Annotated in this window: 16 protein-coding genes; 7 read left to right on the top strand and 9 right to left on the bottom strand. The window is 71.8% G+C overall.

The genetic code is table 11. The features are described 5' to 3' along the window. Window positions 1–82 precede the first annotated feature (82 nt). On the bottom strand, window positions 83–1,159 hold the full coding sequence (locus tag ACTJK8_RS08225; protein ID WP_440761777.1) for a quinone-dependent dihydroorotate dehydrogenase: 1,077 nt from the start codon (window positions 1,157–1,159) through the stop codon (window positions 83–85). After that, a complete protein-coding gene (locus ACTJK8_RS08220; protein ID WP_059408456.1) occupies window positions 1,156–1,506 on the bottom strand; it encodes a DUF952 domain-containing protein in 351 nt (116 codons plus the stop codon). Before ACTJK8_RS08220 ends, ACTJK8_RS08225 begins: the two co-directional genes overlap by 4 nt. A 316-nt stretch (window positions 1,507–1,822) precedes the next feature. On the opposite strand from ACTJK8_RS08220, the gene ACTJK8_RS08215 reads away from it, so the two are divergent. The 3 genes from ACTJK8_RS08215 (at window position 1,823) to ACTJK8_RS08205 (ending at window position 4,807) form a co-directional block, all read left to right on the top strand. After that, entirely contained in the window at window positions 1,823–2,455 is a 633-nt protein-coding gene (locus ACTJK8_RS08215) for a S24 family peptidase (RefSeq protein ID WP_012317556.1), read from the top strand. A 106-nt stretch (window positions 2,456–2,561) separates the two neighbouring features. Continuing rightward, the gene (locus tag ACTJK8_RS08210; RefSeq protein WP_076729397.1) at window positions 2,562–3,659 is read left to right on the top strand and encodes a two-component system sensor histidine kinase NtrB; all 1,098 of its coding nucleotides are present in this window, start codon (window positions 2,562–2,564) and stop codon (window positions 3,657–3,659) included. Window positions 3,660–3,832: 173 nt separating this feature from the next. Continuing rightward, window positions 3,833–4,807: a TIM44-like domain-containing protein gene (locus tag ACTJK8_RS08205; RefSeq protein WP_029358422.1), complete on the top strand. Its 975-nt coding sequence runs from the start codon at window positions 3,833–3,835 to the stop codon at window positions 4,805–4,807. Between the two features lie 43 nt (window positions 4,808–4,850). On the opposite strand, the gene rsmA is transcribed toward ACTJK8_RS08205, so the two are convergent. From rsmA to lptF, 5 genes are all read right to left on the bottom strand, one after another. Then, entirely contained in the window at window positions 4,851–5,729 is an 879-nt protein-coding gene (rsmA, locus tag ACTJK8_RS08200) for a 16S rRNA (adenine(1518)-N(6)/adenine(1519)-N(6))-dimethyltransferase RsmA (protein WP_440761776.1), read from the bottom strand. A gap of 10 nt (window positions 5,730–5,739) precedes the next feature. Further along, window positions 5,740–6,855 carry a 4-hydroxythreonine-4-phosphate dehydrogenase PdxA gene (gene pdxA / locus ACTJK8_RS08195; RefSeq protein ID WP_070998547.1) on the bottom strand — a complete coding sequence of 372 codons (1,116 nt, stop codon included), beginning with the start codon at window positions 6,853–6,855 and terminating at the stop codon, window positions 5,740–5,742. Window positions 6,856–6,995: 140 nt separating this feature from the next. Then, on the bottom strand, window positions 6,996–9,575 hold the full coding sequence (locus ACTJK8_RS08190; RefSeq protein ID WP_012317561.1) for an LPS-assembly protein LptD: 2,580 nt from the start codon (window positions 9,573–9,575) through the stop codon (window positions 6,996–6,998). Window positions 9,576–9,652: 77 nt separating this feature from the next. Continuing rightward, complete coding sequence (gene lptG, locus ACTJK8_RS08185) at window positions 9,653–10,741, bottom strand: LPS export ABC transporter permease LptG (RefSeq protein ID WP_024831071.1); 1,089 nt, start codon at window positions 10,739–10,741, stop codon at window positions 9,653–9,655. Window positions 10,742–10,749: 8 nt separating this feature from the next. Next, window positions 10,750–11,910: an LPS export ABC transporter permease LptF gene (gene lptF, locus ACTJK8_RS08180; protein WP_440761775.1), complete on the bottom strand. Its 1,161-nt coding sequence runs from the start codon at window positions 11,908–11,910 to the stop codon at window positions 10,750–10,752. A gap of 184 nt (window positions 11,911–12,094) precedes the next feature. On the opposite strand from lptF, the gene ACTJK8_RS08175 reads away from it, so the two are divergent. The 4 genes from ACTJK8_RS08175 to msrP all read left to right on the top strand — a co-directional run bounded on the left by ACTJK8_RS08175 (window position 12,095) and on the right by msrP (window position 17,356). Beyond that, complete coding sequence (locus ACTJK8_RS08175) at window positions 12,095–13,606, top strand: leucyl aminopeptidase (RefSeq protein ID WP_043073116.1); 1,512 nt, start codon at window positions 12,095–12,097, stop codon at window positions 13,604–13,606. 49 nt (window positions 13,607–13,655) lie between these two features. After that, complete coding sequence (locus tag ACTJK8_RS08170) at window positions 13,656–14,387, top strand: hypothetical protein (RefSeq protein ID WP_440761774.1); 732 nt, start codon at window positions 13,656–13,658, stop codon at window positions 14,385–14,387. A 99-nt stretch (window positions 14,388–14,486) separates the two neighbouring features. After that, a complete protein-coding gene (locus tag ACTJK8_RS08165) occupies window positions 14,487–16,241 on the top strand; it encodes an AMP-binding protein (RefSeq protein ID WP_029358434.1) in 1,755 nt (584 codons plus the stop codon). A 161-nt stretch (window positions 16,242–16,402) separates the two neighbouring features. Then, window positions 16,403–17,356: a protein-methionine-sulfoxide reductase catalytic subunit MsrP gene (gene msrP, locus ACTJK8_RS08160; protein WP_059408451.1), complete on the top strand. Its 954-nt coding sequence runs from the start codon at window positions 16,403–16,405 to the stop codon at window positions 17,354–17,356. Between the two features lie 96 nt (window positions 17,357–17,452). Here the strand turns inward: msrP and ACTJK8_RS08155 are convergent, their stop codons facing one another. Both ACTJK8_RS08155 and ACTJK8_RS08150 read right to left on the bottom strand, forming a co-directional pair. Continuing rightward, window positions 17,453–17,713, bottom strand: a complete 261-nt coding sequence (locus ACTJK8_RS08155) for a YARHG domain-containing protein (RefSeq protein WP_012317568.1) — start codon at window positions 17,711–17,713, stop codon at window positions 17,453–17,455. A gap of 41 nt (window positions 17,714–17,754) precedes the next feature. Further along, window positions 17,755–18,645 (bottom strand): LysR family transcriptional regulator, encoded by an 891-nt coding sequence (locus ACTJK8_RS08150; RefSeq protein ID WP_012317569.1) that lies wholly within the window; start codon window positions 18,643–18,645, stop codon window positions 17,755–17,757. Window positions 18,646–18,878: the final 233 nt, after the last annotated feature.

Below are 18,878 nucleotides of genomic sequence, written 5' to 3'. Positions count from 1 at the left end.
CTGCCCGGCCCCGTTCACGCGCGCCATGGCCGGCGACGCGATCCGCGGCGGTGCGAGACCGGCTGCACCGCGCCGCGGCCGCTCAATCTCCGCGGGCCAGATCGGCGGCGTCGCGCCCGACGGCCCGCCGGAGAGAGGCGACGCCGGCCTCATTCATGCGCCGCAGGAGCCCGTCCTTGATGCGCCCGACCAGGCCCGGCCCCTCGTAGACCAAGGCCGAGTAGAGCTGCACGAGGCTCGCGCCGGCCCGGATCTTGGTCCAGGCCGCCTCGGCCGAATCCACGCCGCCGACGCCGATGAGCGGCAGCGTCTCCCCGACGCGCAGGCGCGTCTGGGCGAGCATCCGGGTCGCCGGACCGAAGAGCGGCCGCCCCGAGAGGCCGCCGGTCTCCCGGGCGAGGCCCTGCTCGCGCAGGCTCGCCGGGCGGGCCACCGTGGTGTTCGACACGACGAGGGCCTGGACCCCGCGCCGCTGCGCCGTGGCGCAGACCGCATCGAGGGCGTCCAGCGCCATGTCGGGGGCGATCTTGAGGAGGATCGCCGCGCCGGCACCCGCCGCGTCCCGGGCCTCGACCGTGCGGGCGAGCAGCTCGTCGAGGAAGGCCTCACCCTGGAGGTCGCGCAGGCCCGGCGTGTTGGGCGAGGAGACGTTGACCGTGACGAAGTCGACGAGCGGGGCCAGGGTGGCGGTGCAGGCGGCGTAGTCGGCGAGGCGGTCGGCGGAGTCCTTGTTCGCACCGATGTTGACACCGACGATCCCGGGCCGGCCCTTCCGGACGCGGAGCCTGTCGGCCACCACCTGCAGCCCCTCGCTGTTGAGGCCGAAGCGGTTGATCACGGCGCGGTCGGCGGCGAGGCGGAACACCCGCGGCCGGGGGTTGCCGGGCTGGGGCCGCGGGACGACCCCGCCCACCTCGACGAAGCCGAAGCCGAGGCCCAATAGCGCGTCGGGCACGCGCGCGCCCTTGTCGAATCCGGCCGCGAGGCCGACCGGGTTGGGGAAGCGGCGGCCCAGCAGGTCGACGGCGAGGCGCGGGTCGTCCGCCGGCCGCGGGCCCGCGGGCAGGAGCGCCAGGGCGGCGAGGGTCAGGTCGTGCGCGCGCTCCGCGTCGAGGCGGTGCAGCAGCGGTCGGACGAGGGGGAAGGCGGCCGCGATCATGCCGGCAGGATCCCGGCCGGGAAGGCGTGCCGGCCGTCGGCGCCCAGCGGCATATCGTCCACCGCGACCACGGCGGAGAGCGGCAGCGGGCCGTAGAGGTGCGGGAACAGGTCGCCGCCGCGCGACGGCTCGTAGCGCAGGCCGTCGCCCAGCGCGTCGGCCTCGACCGCGACGAGGAGCAGGTCGTCCTGGCCGGCGAAGTGACGGGCCGCCGTCTCGGCGACCTGGGCGGCCGTGGAGAAGTGGATGAAGCCGTCCTGGTGATCGACCGGCGCGCCCGTGAACCGGCCCGCGGCCTCGGCCTCGCGCCACAGGGCGCGCGGACAGATCTTGTAGATGAGCGGCATCGAAGCTCCCCCGAAACGACGCTGCGATAGAGGCGCCCGGCCGCGGCGGCAACCGCGCCGCGCCGCGCGTGATTCGAGGAGCGATTGCAATCTGCCGCCCGTAGTTCTACTTTCCTACGACTAGGCTGGACGTCACACTGCCCTGTCCGGACCGGCAGAGCGGATCCGGAAAGCAAATTGTCAAGTATCTCCGCGCGTACCCGGCGGGTGTCGAACGGACCCGGCGGGCGAACCGTCTCCGTGCCTCCGAGGCAGCCGGATTCCGGCTGGTGAGACGGGGGTGCCGGCCCGCTCAGGGTGAGCTTCCGAGCCCGCTATGCTGTCGCACGAGCAGATCTGGAACGCCATCGACCGGCTCGCCGAGCGCCACGGCTACTCGGCCTCGGGCCTCGCCCGCCGTGCCGGCCTCGACGCGACCAGCTTCAACCGGTCGAAGCGCGTGGGCGCCGACGGCCGCAAGCGCTGGCCGTCCACCGAATCCGTGTCGAAGGTCCTGGCCGCCACCGGATCGAGCCTCGACGAGTTCCTGCGGCTCATCGAGGCGCGCGAAATCCCCGCTCGCACGATGGTCCCGCTGATCGGCCTGACGCAGGCCGGGGCCGGCCGCCTGTTCACCGACGAGGGCATGCCCACCGGCGGCGCCGGCTGGGAGGAGATCGAGTTTCCGGATCTCGGCGAGGAGCGGGCCTTCGCGCTGGAGATCCAGGGCGATTCCATGCTGCCGCTGTTCCGGGACGGCGACGTTCTGATCGTGTCGCCCACGGCCAGCGTCCGCAAGGGCGATCGCGTCGTTGTCCGTTTGCACGGCGGCGAGGTCCTGGCCAAGGAGCTGCGGCGGCGCACCGCCCGGACCGTGGAACTGGCCTCCCTGAACCCCGAGCACGAGGACCGGGTCCTGAACCTCGGCGAGGTGGCCTGGATGGCGCGGGTGATGTGGGTGCGCCAGTAGGCGGTGCCCGGACGGGTCACGGTGGTTCGGCGCTTGGCCGTGAGGCCGTTCATCGCTATCGCTGGCCCGTCGCGGACCTTCCGCATCCGCTGAGCGCGAACGCAGCATGGCGCAGCCCGGGACGGATCACAGCGCGGCCGAAGCCGCGCCGCTCGCGGACGAGGCCCGCACGCTCCTGGACGCGCTGCCGACGCCCAGCCTCCTGCTCGATCCGCAGGGCCGTGTCCGCCACGCCAATCCCGCCCTGGAGGAGCTCGCCGGCTACTCGGCGGAGCGACTCGTGGCGCAGGGGCTCGACCTGATCCTGGCGCAGCGCACGGCGCCGCTCGATCCCGCCGGCGCCGAGCCTCAGGATTTCCTGGCGGCTCGCGCGGACGGGACGAGCTTCTGGGCCCGCCTGGAGACCGCGCCCCTGCCCGGGACCCCGTTCCGGATCGGCCAGATCCGCGACGAGACGGCCCGGCGGGAGGCGGAGGGCGCGCTCGCGCTCTCCCGCCAGCGCGAGGCCCTGGGGCTCCTGACCAACAGCGTCGCCCACGAGTTCAACAACTTCCTGCAGATCCTGATCGGCTACATCGACGGCCTCAAGCGGCGGCTCGGGGACCGGCAGGAGCCGTTCGTCCAGCGGGCGATCGCCCGCTCGGCCGACGCCACCGAGCGCGCGGCGATCCTGACCCGGCACCTGCTCGCCTATTCCCGCCGCATCGCGCCCGACGTCCGGTCGGTCGACCTCGACGCCATCGTGGCCGACCTCGCCGGGCGCCTCGAACCCGACCTGCCGCCCGGCATCCGCCTCACTGTGGCGGCGACGCCGGGCCTGCCGCGGGCGATCAGCAATCCGACGCAGATCGAGTTCGCCCTGCGTCATCTCGTCGCCAATGCCTGCGAGGCCATGCCGTCGGGCGGGACCCTGACCCTGTCGACCTTCCGGATAGAGCCCGGCGACCGGTCCCTGCAGCAGCCGGGCCAGGGCAGCGTCGGGATCGCGGTGGGCGACACCGGGCAGGGCATGTCCCCCGAGATGCTGGCCCGGGCCCTCGCACCGTTCCAGACCAGCCACGAGGCGGGGCGCGGCGCGGGCCTCGCGATCGTGCACGGGCTGATGAAGCGGCAGAACGGGACCATCACCCTCGACAGCCGGAGCGGGGAGGGGACGCAGGTCCGCCTGTCCTTCCCGGCCGCGCCCGAGCGCACGCTCCACTAGAGCCGCGCCGTCCCGGAGAGCGGCCTCGGCGAGAGCGTCGTCCGGGCGGCGCGACGATCCGGTGGAAAACGTCGTTCGGGCGACGGCGGTCTGGACTAAAACCGCCGCCCGACCGTTCCCATATCGTCACTGGCGCTCCGCGCCATCCGGTTCTCGTCCTCTGAGGCGTGTACATGTTTACTGAGATTTCGCGCCGCCGGCGTGTGGCCGCCCTCCTGGCGCTGGCCGCTGCGCTGACCGTCGCGGCGCCCGTCGCGGAAGCCCGTCCGGGCGGCGGTGGGTCCTTCGGGTCCCGCGGATCGCGCACCTACACGGCGCCCTCCGCCACGCCGACCGCTCCGGGCGGCGGCATGACGATGCAGCGCTCCCAGACCGCGCCGTCGCCCGGCATGGGCAGCCCAGGCATGCAGGCTCCGGCCGCGCAGGGTCGCCGTTTCGGCGGCGGGTTCTTCGCGGGCCTGCTCGGCGCCGGCCTGATCGGCGCGCTGCTCGGCGGCGGCTTCTTCGGCGGCCTCGGCGGCCTCGCCTCGATGATCGGCCTGCTGTTCCAGGTCGGGCTCGTCGTGCTGGTGGTGATGCTGGCCCTGCGGTTCTTCCGCCGCCGGAACGAGCCGGCCGGCGCCGGCGCGCCCTACGCCCGCACGTCGCTCGACGATCAGCCGGGCGCCCGCGGCCCGATGGGCGGCGCTCCGGGCGGCCCCGCCGCCGGCGGCATGTTCGGCGGTGGGCAGCGCCCGCCGCAGACGCGCCCGGTGCAGATCGGACCGGCCGATTACCAGGCCTTCGAGCGCCTGCTCGGCGACATTCAGGACGCCTATTCCCGCGAGGATCGGGTGACCCTGGGTAACCTGTCGACGCCCGAGATGGTCGGCTACTTCGACGAGGAGCTGCGCGGCAACGCGGCCCGCGGCGTGGTGAACAAGATCTCGGACGTGAAGCTGCTGCAGGGCGACCTCGCGGAGGCCTGGGGCGAGGACCGCACCGACTACGCGACCGTGGCCATGCGCTACGCCCTCAAGGACGTGATGATCGAGCGGTCGAGCGGCCGCGTCGTCTCCACGGACTCGTCCGAGGCGACGGAGCTCTGGACGTTCCTGCGCCAGCCCGGCCGCGGCTGGGTGCTCTCGGCGATCCAGCAGACCCGGTGATCCGATCGCGCTCCGGCCTTCGGGCCGGAGTCACGATGCTCATTCAGGCCGGCGTCCCCACCGGGGCGCCGGCCTTTCTGTGCGCGTCCCACCGATTGGCGAGATCGACGAAGCCCGCCACCGGGATCTCCTCGGCCCGCGCGGTCTCGGACAGGCCGGCGGCGGCCAGCAGGTCGCCGGCCGCGGGGGTCAAGGCCTTGAGGCTCTGGCGCAGCATCTTCCGGCGCTGGCCGAAGGCCGCGCGGGTGACGGCCTCGAGCGCGCCGGCGCGGCACGGCAGGGGCTGGGCGCGGGGCACCAGCCGAACCACGCTCGACGTGACCTTCGGCGGCGGCACGAAAGCCGAGGGGCTGACGTCGAACAGGATCTCGGCCTCCGTGCGCCAGCCGCACAGGACGCCGAGCCGGCCGTAATCGGCCCGCTCCTCCGGGCCGGCGACGATCCGCTCGGCCACCTCCCGCTGGAACATCAGCACGGCCTGATCCCACCAGGGCGGCCAAGCCTCCCCGTCGAGCCAGCCGGTGAGCAGGGCCGTGCCGACATTGTAGGGCAGATTGGCGACGATCCGCGCCGGGGCGTCGCCCACCAGCGGCCGCGGATCGAAGGCGAGGGCGTCGGCGTCGACCACCTCGAGGCGTCCCGGATAGTGGGCGGCGATCTCGGCGAGCGCCGGGAGCGCCCGCGGGTCGCGCTCGATCGCCACCACGCGGGCGGCCCCCTCGGCGAGGAGCGCGCGCGTGAGGCCGCCGGGTCCCGGACCGACCTCCACCACCGTCACGCCCGCGAGGGGACCGGCGGCCCGGGCGATCCGCCCGGTCAGGTTGAGGTCGTAGAGGAAGTTCTGGCCGAGCGCCTTCTTCGGCTCCAGGCCGTGGCGGGCGACCACCTCGCGCAGCGGCGGAAGCAAGTCCCCGGCGCTCATGCTGGGTCCCTCACAGCTCGTCCTCGGGATCGAAATGGCGGGCCCCCGCAGGGCGCGGCCGGCCGGCATAGACGCTGAACGGGATGATCTCGGCCCCGCCGGGGGCCTCGTCCTGCGCCGCCGCGTTGGCGGCCAGCCGGTCGGCGAGGCGCAGGGCCGCCACGAGGCTGTCGGGCCGGGCGACGCCCTTACCGGCGATGTCGAAGGCCGTGCCGTGGTCCGGGGAGGTGCGCACGAACGGCAGGCCGAGGGTGACGTTCACGCCGTCGTCGAACGCGATCGTCTTGATCGGGATGAGGGCCTGGTCGTGCGTCGGTGCGAGGGCGACGTCGTAGGTCTCACGGGCGCGGGCGTGGAACAGGGTGTCGGCGGGGAGTGGCCCGCGGATGTCGATGCCCCGCGCCCGCAGCCGTGCCACCGCGGGGGCGAGGACGTCGCGGTCCTCGTGGCCGATCGTCCCGGCCTCGCCCGCGTGCGGGTTCAGACCCGCGAGGACGAGGCGCGGCTCGGGCAGGCCGAACCGCTCCCGCAGGTCGCGGGCGACGATCGCGGCGGTCTCCTCGACGAGCTCCTGGGTGAGCAGGTCCGGCACGTCCTTCAGCGGGACGTGGATCGTCACCGGCACCACCGAGAGGCCTGCGCTCCAGATCATCATCACCGGCCGGGGCGGCGTCACGCCGGGCGGCACCGCGAGGGCGGCCAGGAACTCGGTGTGGCCGGGATGGGCGAAGCCCGTCCGGGTCAGCACGAACTTGGCGATCGGGTTGGTCACCACCGCGCCCGCGCGCCCGGCCTTCACGAACTCCACCGCCGCGGTGATCGACTCGATGGTCGCGCCGGCATTCACCGAATCGGGTACGCCCGGCTCGGCGGCGACGCGGGCGCCGCTCGGCAGGGGCACCACGGGGAGCGCGCGCGGGAACACCTCGGCGGCGGTCTCGGGATCCACCTCCGCCACCGGCACGGGACGGTCGAGGCGGTGAGCGAGGCGCTCGACGAAGTCCGGGTCGGCCACGAGGAAGAAGGGCGGCAGCGGATCTGCGCCGCCCCGACCGAGCCACGCGCTGAGCGCCAGCTCCGGACCGATGCCGGCGGGATCTCCGAGGGTGAGGGCGAGGGGCGGCATGGGCGCTCTATAGCGCCCGCGCGGCGCGGGCGCATCCTCCGCGGAGCGCGGCCGTGCGCGGAGCCGGATCCCGCCGCTCGGCGCGGGATGGGACCGCGACGGACGCGGCGCCGAAACGGAGCGCCGCCGGTCCCGGTTCCTCACCGCACCGAGGCGATGCCGTCCGCGGTGGTGGCGGTGCCGACGTTCTGGCGCAGGTCGGCCTCACCCAGCGTCTTCAGCTCGACCCGCAGCAGCACCGTCTGGTTGCGCTCGCGCACGCCCGTCGCGGTGGCGATCGGCGAGTTGATGTAGTTCAGCGAGACGGTGGTGCACTCATCCTGGTAGCCGCCGCCGAAGCTCGCGCCCGACAGGTAGAAGCGGCCCGGGTTCTGGTAGATCGGCACCGTCCCGATCGGGTTTGCCAGGTACGAGCTCAGCGCGTCCGTGTAGGTGTTGCGCACGTCGAGGTAGTGGGTCAGGTCGACGAGCAGCGAGCCCGACACGAACCAGTTCGGCGTGATGTTGTAGGTCGCGGTGGCGGTGATGCCCTCGCGGTAGTGGCTGTAGCCCAGCAGCGGCTGCGCCTCGTAGTACGAGTAGAAGGCCGAGACGGTGAGCGGCAGGAACGGCGCGAACCGCGCCGTCGCGCCGGTCTCGAACCGCGCCACGTGGAAGTCGGACTGGTTGAACCGGGCCCGGCTGATGAACGTGATGTTCTGGTTCGGCGAGACCTGGAAGCGGCCGACGAAGTCCGACCGCTGCGTCTCGAGCCCGGAATCCAGGCCGACATTGGCGATGTCGCCCCGGCGGAACGAGTTGACGCCCGCGAGCTGGATGGACTCGCCGAACAGGACGTTCGCGTACCAGCCCGACGGCGTCACGACGGAGTACTGGCCGCCGAGGTTGGTGCGCACGCCGCCCTCGACCCGGTCGTAGCCCGAGAACTTGTCCCACTCGAACAGCGAGGTGTCGTCGAAGACGAGGCTCTGCGCGTCCTCGTTCGGCAGGCGGCCGATCCGGGTCTCGGACGGACGCGCGATGATCTGGCCGATCGGCTCCAGGGTGTGGACGCCGAGCGCGCCGAAATTGGCGACGAACGGGTAGCGGTAGTCGAGGCCGACCGCCGGCATGACCCGCCCGGCGAAGCCGTCGTCGATCTTGGCGACCTGCGGGGCCAAGTCGTTCTGGTAGCCCGAGAAGCTCGGGTTGGTGAAGAACGCGTCGGTGCGCAGGTACGCGAACGGCGTGAACTTCTGGCCCCAGTCGTCGATGAAGCTCCGGCGCCAGGACAGCTCCGCGGAGGCGCGGGTGTTGGTGCCGGCCAGCCCGTCGATGGCGCACAGGCCGCGCTGGAAGACCGTGCAGGTCTGGTAGAGCGGGAAGCTGACGCCGTTGACGCTCGGCGAGAACAGGTAGCTCGAGGTCCGCGGCAGGCCCTGGTACTGGGTCGTCTCGCGGGTCAGGCTGGTGATGTTCGCCTGGAAGCGCACCTCGCCGCCGATCTCCGAAGGACCGTTGACCCGCTTGTCGTAGTCGATCACCGGCGCGACGATCGGCTGCTGCTTCTGCCAATCGAAGCTCGACAGGCCCTTGAAGTAGTAGCCCCGGGCCTCGAACCACGAGCGGTCGCCCTGGCCGATCAGGAAGGCGGTCGAGGTCGCCTCGCGGAAATAGTCCGTGGTGATGTTCTGGTTGCGGATCCGGTAATTGTCGAGGAACCACTTGTCTGTCACACCGACGAGGTCCCAGCCCGTGCGCCAGCGCGGGTTGATGTAGAACCGGCCCTGCGATTCGACCGAGCCGCGGAAGTCCCGCTCGCCGGCGCCGAGCGGGCTCGGGAGGAAGGCCGAGGGCGTCGTCTGCGAGATGCCCGACAGGCGGATGTTGTAGAAGCCGTTGTCGATCCGCTGGCGGAACTCGCCCTGCGCGAGCAGGCCCTGGCGGCTGAGCAGGGTCGGCGTCAGCGTCAGGTCGTAGCTCGGCGCGAGGTTGATGAAGTACGGGAGCGACACGCCGTTGCCGAGCGCGGTCGTCGTGACGAAGCGCGGCGTCAGGAAGCCGGTCTTGCGCTTCACCGTCGGGTCCGGCGCCTCGAAATACGGCAGGTAGGCCACCGGGATGCCGGCGATCTCGAGCGTCGAATCGTCGAAGTAGACCGTGTGGGTCTCGTTGTCGTGGATGATCTTCTTCGCCTTGATCTGCCACAGCGGCGGCGTCTCAGGGTTGTCCTTGCACGGCTCGCAGGCCGTGTAGCTGCCGGACTCGAAGCTGGTCTGCTCGCCGTTCAGGCGCTCGGCCCGCGGCGCGGAGAACCGGGTGCGCACCGTCTCGAACTTGCGCTGGACGGTCTGCTGGCCGCGGAAAGCGTCGACGAAGCCGGTCTTGAAGTCGTCGGTGAGTTCCATGCGCGCGCCGGTCACGACGCCGCCGTCGGCCTCGGTGAGGCGGACATTGCCCTCGGCGAAGACCCGGCCGGAATTCCGGTCGTAGCGCACGCGGTCGGCTTGCAGGGTCCGCGGGCCGTAATGCAGCTCGGCGTTGCCCCGCGCCGTCACTGTGCCGCGGTCGTTGTCGTAGATCAGCTCGTCGGCCTCGACGAGCAGCTTGTCGCCGGGCTTGCCGGCCGCGACGGCGGGCAGGCCCTGGGCATGGGCGGACAGGCCCCCCGCCAGCGGCGCGGCGAGCGCCAGCGCGGCCCGGAAACCAGCCTTCCGCAGGATGTCGGCGACCTTACGCAACGCGCGTCCCAACCCCTGTGACGTCTGCCGCCACCAACCTCAACACCCGTCTCCCGTCCCGCGAAGGATCGCGGAAGTCAGCCGTCTTCCTGGTACAGAAGCGTGAGCGTACCGAGAAGACTGCCTACCACGGCCGGGAACCAGGCCGCCACCGGTGCGGCGACGAGTCCGGACGCTCCGAGCCCCTCCATGACCTGTCGGACCACGTAGAGAGCGAAGCCGGCCGCGACGCCACCGAGGACGAGTTTACCGACCCCACCAAAGCGGAAGAACCGTAAGGAAACGGTTGCGGCGACGATGACCATGGCCACGAACAGCACCGGCCGCGCCCACAGGACGTCGTACTGGAGACGGTAGCGGGTGGCGTCCAAACCGGCCCGCTCGGTCCGCGCGATGGTTGTGGGAAGTTGCCAGAAAGGCACAGATTCCGGGGGGGTGAAGCGCTGCCGGACCTGCCCGGGGTCGAGGTTCGAGGCGATCAGATACGTGTCGAACGACTCGGGCGGTGCGTCCGGTGTGAGAACGCGCACATCGGAGAGCTCCCAGTAGCCGTCGTGGAGCATGGCGCGGGCCGCGACGAGCTGCTCGGCGAACTTCCCGGCCGCGTCGAAGGTGAAGACCGATACTCCCGCCAGGGTGGTCGTACCTTCGACGGCGGTCTCGGCGCGGAGGATCGCCTCGCCGTCGAGGCCCTTCTGCCGGATCCACAGGTCCTTGCCCGAACTCGCCTTGGTGGATTTGGCGAAGATCTTCGCCTCGATCTCGGTGGAGCGCTGCTTCAGCATCGCCGAGACCGGGTTGTAGACGCCGACCGCCAGGGCGCCGAGGGCGAGGGCCACGAAGAGGCCGGGCTGCAGGAACTGCCAGGCCGAGATCCCGGCCGCGCGGGCGACCACCAGCTCCAGCTTGCGCGACAGCTGGAGCAGGGCCGCCATGGAGCCGAACAGGACCGCGAAGGGGAGCACGCCCTCCGCCACCGCGGGGGTGCGGTAGAGCGAGAGCTGCGCCATCAGGCCCGCGGACGCGCCCTGGGCCTCGCCGGCGCGGCGGAGCAGCTCGACGAAGTCGAGGGTGTAGACCAGCGCGAACACGGTGACGAAGACGCCGAGCACCGTGCGGAGGAAGCGGGCGGCGAAGTACCGCCCGAGGGTGGGGCCGATCAGCATCATCGGAATCAGGCCGCCGGCGCGAGGCGCGGACCGCGGAACCGCCCGCGGACGGCGCGGGCCAGGGCGGCGTTGAACGCGCGCACCCGGGGGCCGTAGAAGATGAGAAGGCTCGACAGGAGGATCGCGACAAGCGGCACGCCGTAGACCGCCAGGACTGCCGCGGGGCTGCGCGCGGCGGCGCTGACCGCCGCGAAGCCGCCGATGCGCAGCGCCACGACGGCGACGATCGCGCCCGCGATGGCGAGGCCGCGCCCCTGCCGGGTCGTGCGGGGATCACCCAGGGCCGCGAAGGCGATGAAGACCAGGGCGAGCGGGTAGAGGCAGGCCGAGAGGCGGTCGTGCAGCTCGGCCCGGAACCGGCCCTTCTGCAGCTTGTAGTAGCCCTCTGTCGTGTCGGGGAACAGGAGCTGCGCCGTCGAGCGCTCGCGCGGCTTGTAGATCGTGTCCGAATCCGGGGGCGCGAAGGCCGCGAGGTCGATCGTGTAGCGCTCGAAGGTCAGGATCGAGGAATCGCGCGACTCCCTCTGCTGCTGGTGGACGCTGCCGTTCTCCAGGATCAGGTAGCTCTGGCCGTCGACGTCGACCGCGTTGCCGCGCTCGGCGAGGTAGACCTTGGTCTTGCCCGCCTCGCGCCGGTCCTGGATGAACAGCCCCTTGAGCGTGCCGCCCGGTCCGCGCTCGCGGAAGTGGAAGGTGATGCCGTTGTCGAGCTGGGTGAACTGCCCTTCCTTGACGACGTTCGCGATGAAGTCGCCGCGCACCCGGGTGATCACGTCGCGCAGCTCCTGGAAGCTCGCGGGCATCACCACCACGACCAGGAACCCCACCAGGAAGCTGACGAACAGCGCCAGGGTGAGGAAGGGCCGCAGCAGCGAGCGCGGCGGCATCCCGGCCGCCGACATGACGATCAGCTCGGAATCGCCGTTCAACTTGTTGAGCGCGTAGATCGTGCCGATGAACAGCGCCACGGGGGCGATGACGACGACGAGGGTCGGCAGCGACAGGCCCGTGACGAAGAGAAAGACCAGCAGCGTCTGGCCCTTGGCGGTCACGAGATCGAGCTCGCGCAGGGCCTGCGTCAGCCAGATGGTGCCCGTCAGCCCGATCAGGCAGGCGAGGGTGGCGCCCAGGGCGATCCGGAAGATGTAGCGCTCGATCTGCCTCATCGGCCCGGCAGTCCCGCTCGTCCTCTCGCGCCCTCGGGGCGGCAGGGACCCGACAAAAGGGGCGATTCCAGGGCTGTCACGCCGCGTTGCGTTCTCCGTCTCAGCGGCTACACAGGGCGGATGGCCCGCGCCGTGGCGCGCGGGTGCGTAGTACGGCTCCGGGATAACGGGCAGGGCGACGGGTATGGCGGACGGTATCGAGATCGGTTTCGGTCCCCTGGAGCAGAGCGGCCAGGGCCCCGGCGGATCCGGCGATCTCGTGGTCTTCGTCGGCGATGACCTGTCGCTCGGGTCGGCGGCCCGCGAGGCGCTGGGCGCCTCAGGGGCCGATCTCGTGGCCCGCGCGGCGGCTTCGGAGAAGTTCAAGGGCCGCTCGCTCAGCGCCCTGTCCCTGCCGGCGCCGGCGGGCGTCGGTGCCGACCGCCTCGTGGTCGTGGGTCTCGGCTCCGAGAAGGACCGGGCCAAGACCGACTGGCCGGCGCTCGGCGGCTTCACCGCGAGCAAGGTGGCGGGACGGACCGCCCGGGTCGTGCTCGACTGGCCCGGCACGACGGTCACGGCGGCGCAGGCCGGCGAGTTCGCCCTCGGCGCGCGCCTGCGGACCTACGCGTTCGACCGCTACAAGACCAAGAAGAAGCCCGACGCCGACGACAAGTCCGTCACCGCGCTGACCCTGCTGCTCGCCGATCACGGCGCGGCCGCCCGCGAGGGCGAGGGCGCCCGGAGCCTGTCGGACGGCGTGATCCTGGCCCGCGACCTCGTGAACGAGCCGCCGAACGTGCTCTTCCCGGCGGAATTCGCCCGCCGCGCCTCGGAGCTCGCCAAGCTCGGCGTCGAGATCGAGGTGCTGGAGCCGGCCCGGATGCGGGAGCTCGGCATGGGCGCGCTGCTCGCGGTGGCGCAGGGCTCGGCCCGGGAGCCGCGGATCGTGATCATGCGCTGGAACGGCGGCCCCGCGGCCGAGGCGCCCGTCGCCCTGATCGGCAAGGGCGTCGTGTTCGATTCCGGCGGCGTCTCGATCAAGCCGGGCGGCGGCATGGAGGACATGAAGGGCGACATGGGCGGCGCCGCCGCCGTGGTCGGGGCGCTCCACGCGCTGGCGGCCCGCAAGGCGCGCTGCAACGTGGTCGGCGCCATCGGCATCGTGGAGAACATGCCGGACGGTGGCGCGTACCGCCCGTCCGACATCCTGACCTCCATGTCCGGCCAGACCATCGAGGTGATCAACACCGACGCCGAGGGCCGTCTGGTGCTGGCCGACGTGATCACCCACGTCATCCGCAGCACGAAGCCCAAGGCGATCGTCGACCTCGCGACGCTGACCGGCGCGATCATCGTGGCCCTCGGTCAGGACATCGCCGGCATGTTCTCGAACGACGACACGCTGGCGGGCAACATTCACGCCGCCGGCGAGGCGACCGGCGAGAAGGTGTGGCGGATGCCGCTGATCCCCGCCTACGACAAGGCGATCGATTCCAAGTTCGCCGACATGAAGAACACCGGTGGCCGCCACGGCGGCGCCGCCACCGCGGCCTCGTTCATCAAGCGCTACGTCGAGGACGTGCCGTGGGCGCATCTCGACATCGCCGGCGTCGCGATGTCGTCGAACGCCAGCGAGATCAACCGCAGCTGGGGCGCGGGCTGGGGCGTGCGCCTCCTCGACCGGCTGATCCGCGACCATTACGAGGCCCGCTGAGGCGGCCGCGGCGCTCCTGACGCCGCGCGCCTGTCCGGGCGATCCCAGCATGGCCGCACACGCCAACGCCGCGCTCGACCGGGCCGGCCCGGGCGCCGGGACGTCCGGGGGCCGCCGCGGCGGCCCGCTGGCGGCGGCGGGGCCGATCCTCGCCATGCTGGCCGCCCTGGCGCTCGTCGCGGCGACCGGGCTGAGCCAGCGCGACGCCGTGCCGGAGGCGCTCGAGCCCTGGATCTTCGGCTACTTCATCGGCCGCTACCCGCTCTTCGCGTTCGCGCTGGTCTACGGGCTCGGGCACCTCGCGCGGGTGGCGACGGGCCCGGGCCCGGCCTCCGCACCGCGCCGGCTCGTGTTCGGCCTCGCGGGCGCGGCCGCGCTCCTCGCCGCCGGGCTCTACCCGACCTTCGGCGGCCTCGTCCTGCGCGGTGCCTTCGCGACCGGCGGCATGGCCTTCCTCACCCACCAGCCCCTGTGGCTGGCCTACGGGCTCGGCACAGCCGTCGGCGCCCTGATGTTCGGCGGCGTCCTCGGCCTGTTCGCGATCGCGGCCAACCGGCCCCTGCGGCCGCGCCTGCGCCGGATCGTGTACGGGGCGCTCGCCTTCCTGGCCCTGTGGTTCGGCGCGATCCTGATCGGACTCGCGGGCGACCTCGGTGTCGGCCCCTGGCCCCGCCGCGCGATGCGGCCGGAGGAGGCCGCACTCGCCGCCGGCCTGCTGGTCGCCGCGGCTCTGCCGCACGCCGCGCTGGCGACATTGCTCCGGCATCGTCCAGCCCTCTGAGCCGCCTGCCTTGCGGGCCGGCCTCCGTTCCCGCAGAGTCGGCGCGACAGGCGTTGCGGGACTCGGCCCCCGAGAGTCGGGCCCGCGGGAGGCATCGCGATGCATCAGGCGAACGTGATGGAGCACGGCGCTCAAGCCGCCACCGCCGGAGCGATGCCGGGCGCGCCGGGCAACGGGGCCTCCGACCGGCCCTGGCTGGCCGCCTATCCGCCCGGCGTCCCGGCGGAGATCGACGTCGCGGGCCTCGGGACCCTGGTCGACCTGTTCGAGACCAGCGTGACCGCCTTCGCGGGCCGGCCGGCGATGCTGTGCTTCGGCTCGACCATGACCTACGCAACGCTCGGCCAGCAGGCGCGCGACCTCGCTGCTTGGCTGCGGGGACAGGGGCTGGCGAAGGGCGACCGCGTGGCGATCATGCTGCCGAACGTCCCCGCCTACGCGGTGGCGATCTTCGGCGTGCTCCTGGCAGGCGGGACGGTGGTCAACACCAACCCACTCTACACGCCCCGCGAATGCGCCCAGCAGATCGGCGATTCCGGCGCGCGGATCCTGATCGTCCTGGAGAATTTCGGTGCCACGATCGCCGCGGCCCTGCCGGACGTGGCTCTGGAGCGGGTCGTCCTCGTGGGCCCGGGCGACGGGCTCGGGCTCAAGGGGCAGGTGATCAACCTCGCGAGCCGGCACGTCCGCAAGGCGGTGCCGGCGTTCCGCCTGCCCGAGGGCCTCGCGATCCCCTTCGCCACGGTGCTCCGCCGGGGCCGGTCGCTGCCGCGCGTCTCGGCAGCGGTGGAGCCGGAAGATCTCGCCTTCCTGCAGTATACCGGGGGCACGACGGGCATCGCCAAGGCGGCGATGCTGAGCCACCGCAACATCATGGCGAATGTCGAGCAGTCGCAGCTCTGGTTCAACTCGAAGGATCCGAGCGTCACGCGCTGCGTGGTCACGGCCCTGCCGCTCTACCACATCTTCGCGCTCACCGCGTGCTTCTTCCAGTTCATGCGCAGCGGCGGCTCCTGCCTGCTGATCCCCAATCCGCGCGACTGCGACGGCATGGTCAAGACGCTGAGTCGCACGCGCTTCACCCACCTGATGGGCGTGAACACCCTGTTCAACGTGCTGATCAACCACCCGAAGATCGGAACGGTGGATTTCGCCAACCTCGACTTCGTGGTCGGCGGCGGCACGGCCGTCCAGCGCGCCGTGGCCGAGCGCTGGAAGGCCCTGACCGGCAACACGATCATCGAAGGCTACGGCCTGTCCGAGACCTCGCCGGTCGTGTGCGTCAACCCGCGGGGCATGCGCGACTTCTCCGGCACGATCGGCTACCCGCTGCCGTCGACAGAAGTCTCGATCCGCGACATCTCCGGTGCCTCCCTCCCGAACGGGCAGCCGGGCGAGATCTGCGTGCGCGGCCCGCAGGTGATGCGCGGCTACTGGAACCGGCCGGAGGAGACCGCGCGGGCGATGACCGCGGACGGGTTCTTCCGGACCGGCGACGTCGCGATCCTGCAGGCGGACGGGCAGGTCCGGATCGTCGACCGGATGAAGGACATGATCCTCGTCTCCGGCTTCAACGTCTATCCGAACGAGGTCGAGGATGTGCTGGCGGCTCATCCGGCCGTGCTCGAATGCGCCGTGGTCGGCGCGCCGAGCGAGGAGACCGGCGAGATGGTGGTGGCCCACGTGGTCCTGAAGGACCCGGCGGTCTCCATCGATGTCCTGCGGGCGCACGCGCGCACACAACTCACCGGCTACAAAGTGCCCCGCCGCGTGGTGCTCCACGAGACCCTGCCGAAGACCAATGTCGGCAAGGTGCTGCGGCGGATGCTGCGCGACGAGACGCCGCCGGCCTGAGAGTCGCCGGCGCGGCGGCTCGGCGCCTGCGGCCCCGTGCCGCTCGCGGGCGGTGTAACCCCTGCGGGCCGTTCGCCGAAAGGTGAGGCTGCGGCGCTTGTGCCCCTGTCGGCCGCGGCCGATCTGTGGGTTGTGCGCGCAGGAGATCCGAGGAGACGGCCATGTTGATCAAGCGCAGGCGCGGCTGGGAGATACCGGACCATCTGGCGACGCCGGAGGCCGTCTTCCTCGATCGGCGGACCCTGATCGGCGGCGCGGCCGGTCTGGCGGCCGGCTCGCTCCTGGGCGGCCGCGCCGCCTGGGCGGCCGCGGGCGACCAGGCGCTCTACCCGGCGCCGCAGAACTCCGCCTACACGCTCGATCGCCCGCTGACTCCGGAGCGCTTCAGCGCCGACTACAACAATTTCTACGAGTTCGGCACGTCGAAGACCGTGCTGCCGGCGGCCAACGCCCTCAAGACGCAGCCCTGGACGCTGAAGATCGACGGCCTCGTGGAGAAGCCGTTCGAGATCGGCGTCGACGACCTGATCCGGAAGGTCGGCCTGGAGGAGCGGCTCTACCGCCACCGCTGCGTCGAGGCGTGGTCGATGGCGGTGCCGTGGACCGGCTTCCCGCTGGCGAAGCTCGTGGCGCTCGCCAAGCCCACCTCCGGCGCGAAGTACATCCGCTTCGAGACCTTCCTGGACAAGGCGATGGCGCCCGGCCAGCGGGCCTTCTTCTATCCCTGGCCCTACACGGAAGGCCTGACTCTGGCGGAGGCCGGCAACGACCTCGCCTTCATGGTGACGGGAATCTACGGCAAGCCGCTGCCCAACCAGTTCGGCGCACCGATCCGCCTCGCGGTGCCGTGGAAATACGGGTTCAAATCGGCCAAGTCGTTGGTGAAGATCTCGTTCACCGCCGATCGGCCGAAGACCTTCTGGGAGGGGCTGCAGGCCTCCGAGTACGGCTTCTGGGCCAACGTGAACCCGGCCGTGCCGCACCCGCGCTGGAGCCAGGCGACGGAGCGCGTCCTCGGCACCGACCAGCGGGTGCCGACGCTGATCTACAACGGCTACGGCGAGCAGGTCGCCGGCCTCTACAAGGGCCTCGAAGGCGAGCGCCTGTTCGTCTGAGGCGGACCCGGTGGAGCCGCGTCGGCGCCGGGGCGGCTCCCGTTTCGACAACGCGGCCCCGACGCCGCCCAGCCGTCCCCCTCGACGGCCCGCGGACTAGCGCGGGCAGGCGTGGGCCCGTTCGAAGGCCTGCAGATCCGCCACGGTCGCCTGCTCCTGCCGCGAGAGCGGCACGCGATCCATGGCGTCGTACCGGCAATCGGCGTTGCCGAAGGTTCGGATCGCCCGCGGCGTGCTGAAGCAGTAGCCCGCCTGCTTGTAGATCAGGTTGCGCTGGTACCAAGCTTCCGCGCAGTCATCCGCCATCACGCCGGTCGGTCCCGCGACGAGGATCAGAGCGTAGAGAGCAGCGCGCATCGAATCGTCTCCGTGAGGAGGCGGAGTCAACCATCGGATGCTCAGTAGGTCCAGCGCTGCGCCTTCGAGACGAGGAAGTCGCGGAACGCCTGCACGCGGGCGACCGAGCGCATCTCCTCGGCGTAGACGAGGTAACTCTCGAGGCTCGGCATCTCGGTCTCGCGCAACACCTGCACGAGTTGCTGCCCGCCATCCACCGCGTAGTCGGGCAGGATGCCGATGCCGGCGCCGGCCTCCATCGCGCGTTGCAGGGCGCCGATATTGTTCACCGTCAGGTGAACCTGGCGACGCTCGCGACCCTCGCGGCCGGCATCGGCGAGCCAGTGGGCGGCCAGCAGGTACGAGGGCTCGTTGCCGCCGAAGGAGACGAGGCGGTGGTCGTCGAGCTCCTCGATGGTCTTGGGCTCGCCGAAGCGCTTGACGTAATCCGGGCTCGCGAAGGCGTGGTAGTGCACGGTGAACAGCCGCCGCTGGATCAGGTCCGGCTGCGCCGGGCGCCGCATGCGAATCGCCACGTCGGCCTCGCGCATGGCCAGATCGAGCTCCTCGTTGGTCAGGATCAGCTCGATGCGCACGTCCGGGTAGAGGTCGAGGAACTCGCCCACACGCTGCGACAGCCAGGACGTGCCGAGGCCGACCGTGGTGGTCACCTTGAGATCGCCGGTCGGCCGCTCAGAGGTCTCCACGAGCCGGGCCCGGGTATTCTCCAGGCGCAGCTTCATATCTCGCGCGGCGCGGAACAGCAGGTCGCCCTGCTCGGTCAGCAGCAGGCCGCGGGCATGGCGGTGGAACAGCGGCGCCTTCAGCTCGCGCTCCAGGGCACTGATCTGGCGGCTCACCGCCGATTGGCTGAGCCCGATATCGTCACCCGCCTTGGTGAAGCTCCCCGCCTCCGCGACGTTGAGGAAGATCCGGATCTTGTCCCAGTCCAAGGCGAGAACCCCTACCAGCGCGCGCCCGCGGGACGCACCCGGGGTGGAGTGGGCGCGAAGCGGCGGGCAGATCACCGGGCGAACTGCGCGGTGCCGCGCGCGGATGGCCGCTCGCGGCACCGCGCGGGCATGCAATCCGTGCATCCCGGCGCAGTCAGCACTCCTATGCACACGGTGCATGGTGCTGCGCAAGCGCGAGCAGCGCGAACTTGTTGAAATGCTAGCCGCGGCGG

It is taken from the genome of Methylobacterium sp. 22177, from assembly GCF_052045615.1.
In the GTDB taxonomy this organism is placed as follows: Bacteria; Pseudomonadota; Alphaproteobacteria; order Rhizobiales; family Beijerinckiaceae; genus Methylobacterium; species Methylobacterium radiotolerans.
Note: the sequence above shows the minus strand (reverse complement) of the source record. Positions and strands in the feature narration are given on the sequence as shown.

Coding starts and splice junctions, on each gene's coding strand:
- ACTJK8_RS08215 (WP_012317556.1), top strand. CDS start 1,823: ATGCTGTCGCACGAGCAGATCTGGAACGCCATCGACCGGCTCGCCGAG.
- ACTJK8_RS08205 (WP_029358422.1), top strand. CDS start 3,833: ATGTTTACTGAGATTTCGCGCCGCCGGCGTGTGGCCGCCCTCCTGGCG.
- lptG (WP_024831071.1), bottom strand. CDS start 10,741: ATGCTGATCGGCCCCACCCTCGGGCGGTACTTCGCCGCCCGCTTCCTC.
- ACTJK8_RS08155 (WP_012317568.1), bottom strand. CDS start 17,713: ATGCGCGCTGCTCTCTACGCTCTGATCCTCGTCGCGGGACCGACCGGC.
- ACTJK8_RS08170 (WP_440761774.1), top strand. CDS start 13,656: ATGGCCGCACACGCCAACGCCGCGCTCGACCGGGCCGGCCCGGGCGCC.
- ACTJK8_RS08210 (WP_076729397.1), top strand. CDS start 2,562: ATGGCGCAGCCCGGGACGGATCACAGCGCGGCCGAAGCCGCGCCGCTC.
- pdxA (WP_070998547.1), bottom strand. CDS start 6,855: ATGCCGCCCCTCGCCCTCACCCTCGGAGATCCCGCCGGCATCGGTCCG.
- lptF (WP_440761775.1), bottom strand. CDS start 11,910: ATGAGGCAGATCGAGCGCTACATCTTCCGGATCGCCCTGGGCGCCACC.
- msrP (WP_059408451.1), top strand. CDS start 16,403: ATGTTGATCAAGCGCAGGCGCGGCTGGGAGATACCGGACCATCTGGCG.
- rsmA (WP_440761776.1), bottom strand. CDS start 5,729: ATGAGCGCCGGGGACTTGCTTCCGCCGCTGCGCGAGGTGGTCGCCCGC.
- ACTJK8_RS08220 (WP_059408456.1), bottom strand. CDS start 1,506: ATGCCGCTCATCTACAAGATCTGTCCGCGCGCCCTGTGGCGCGAGGCC.
- ACTJK8_RS08165 (WP_029358434.1), top strand. CDS start 14,487: ATGCATCAGGCGAACGTGATGGAGCACGGCGCTCAAGCCGCCACCGCC.
- ACTJK8_RS08175 (WP_043073116.1), top strand. CDS start 12,095: ATGGCGGACGGTATCGAGATCGGTTTCGGTCCCCTGGAGCAGAGCGGC.
- ACTJK8_RS08225 (WP_440761777.1), bottom strand. CDS start 1,159: ATGATCGCGGCCGCCTTCCCCCTCGTCCGACCGCTGCTGCACCGCCTC.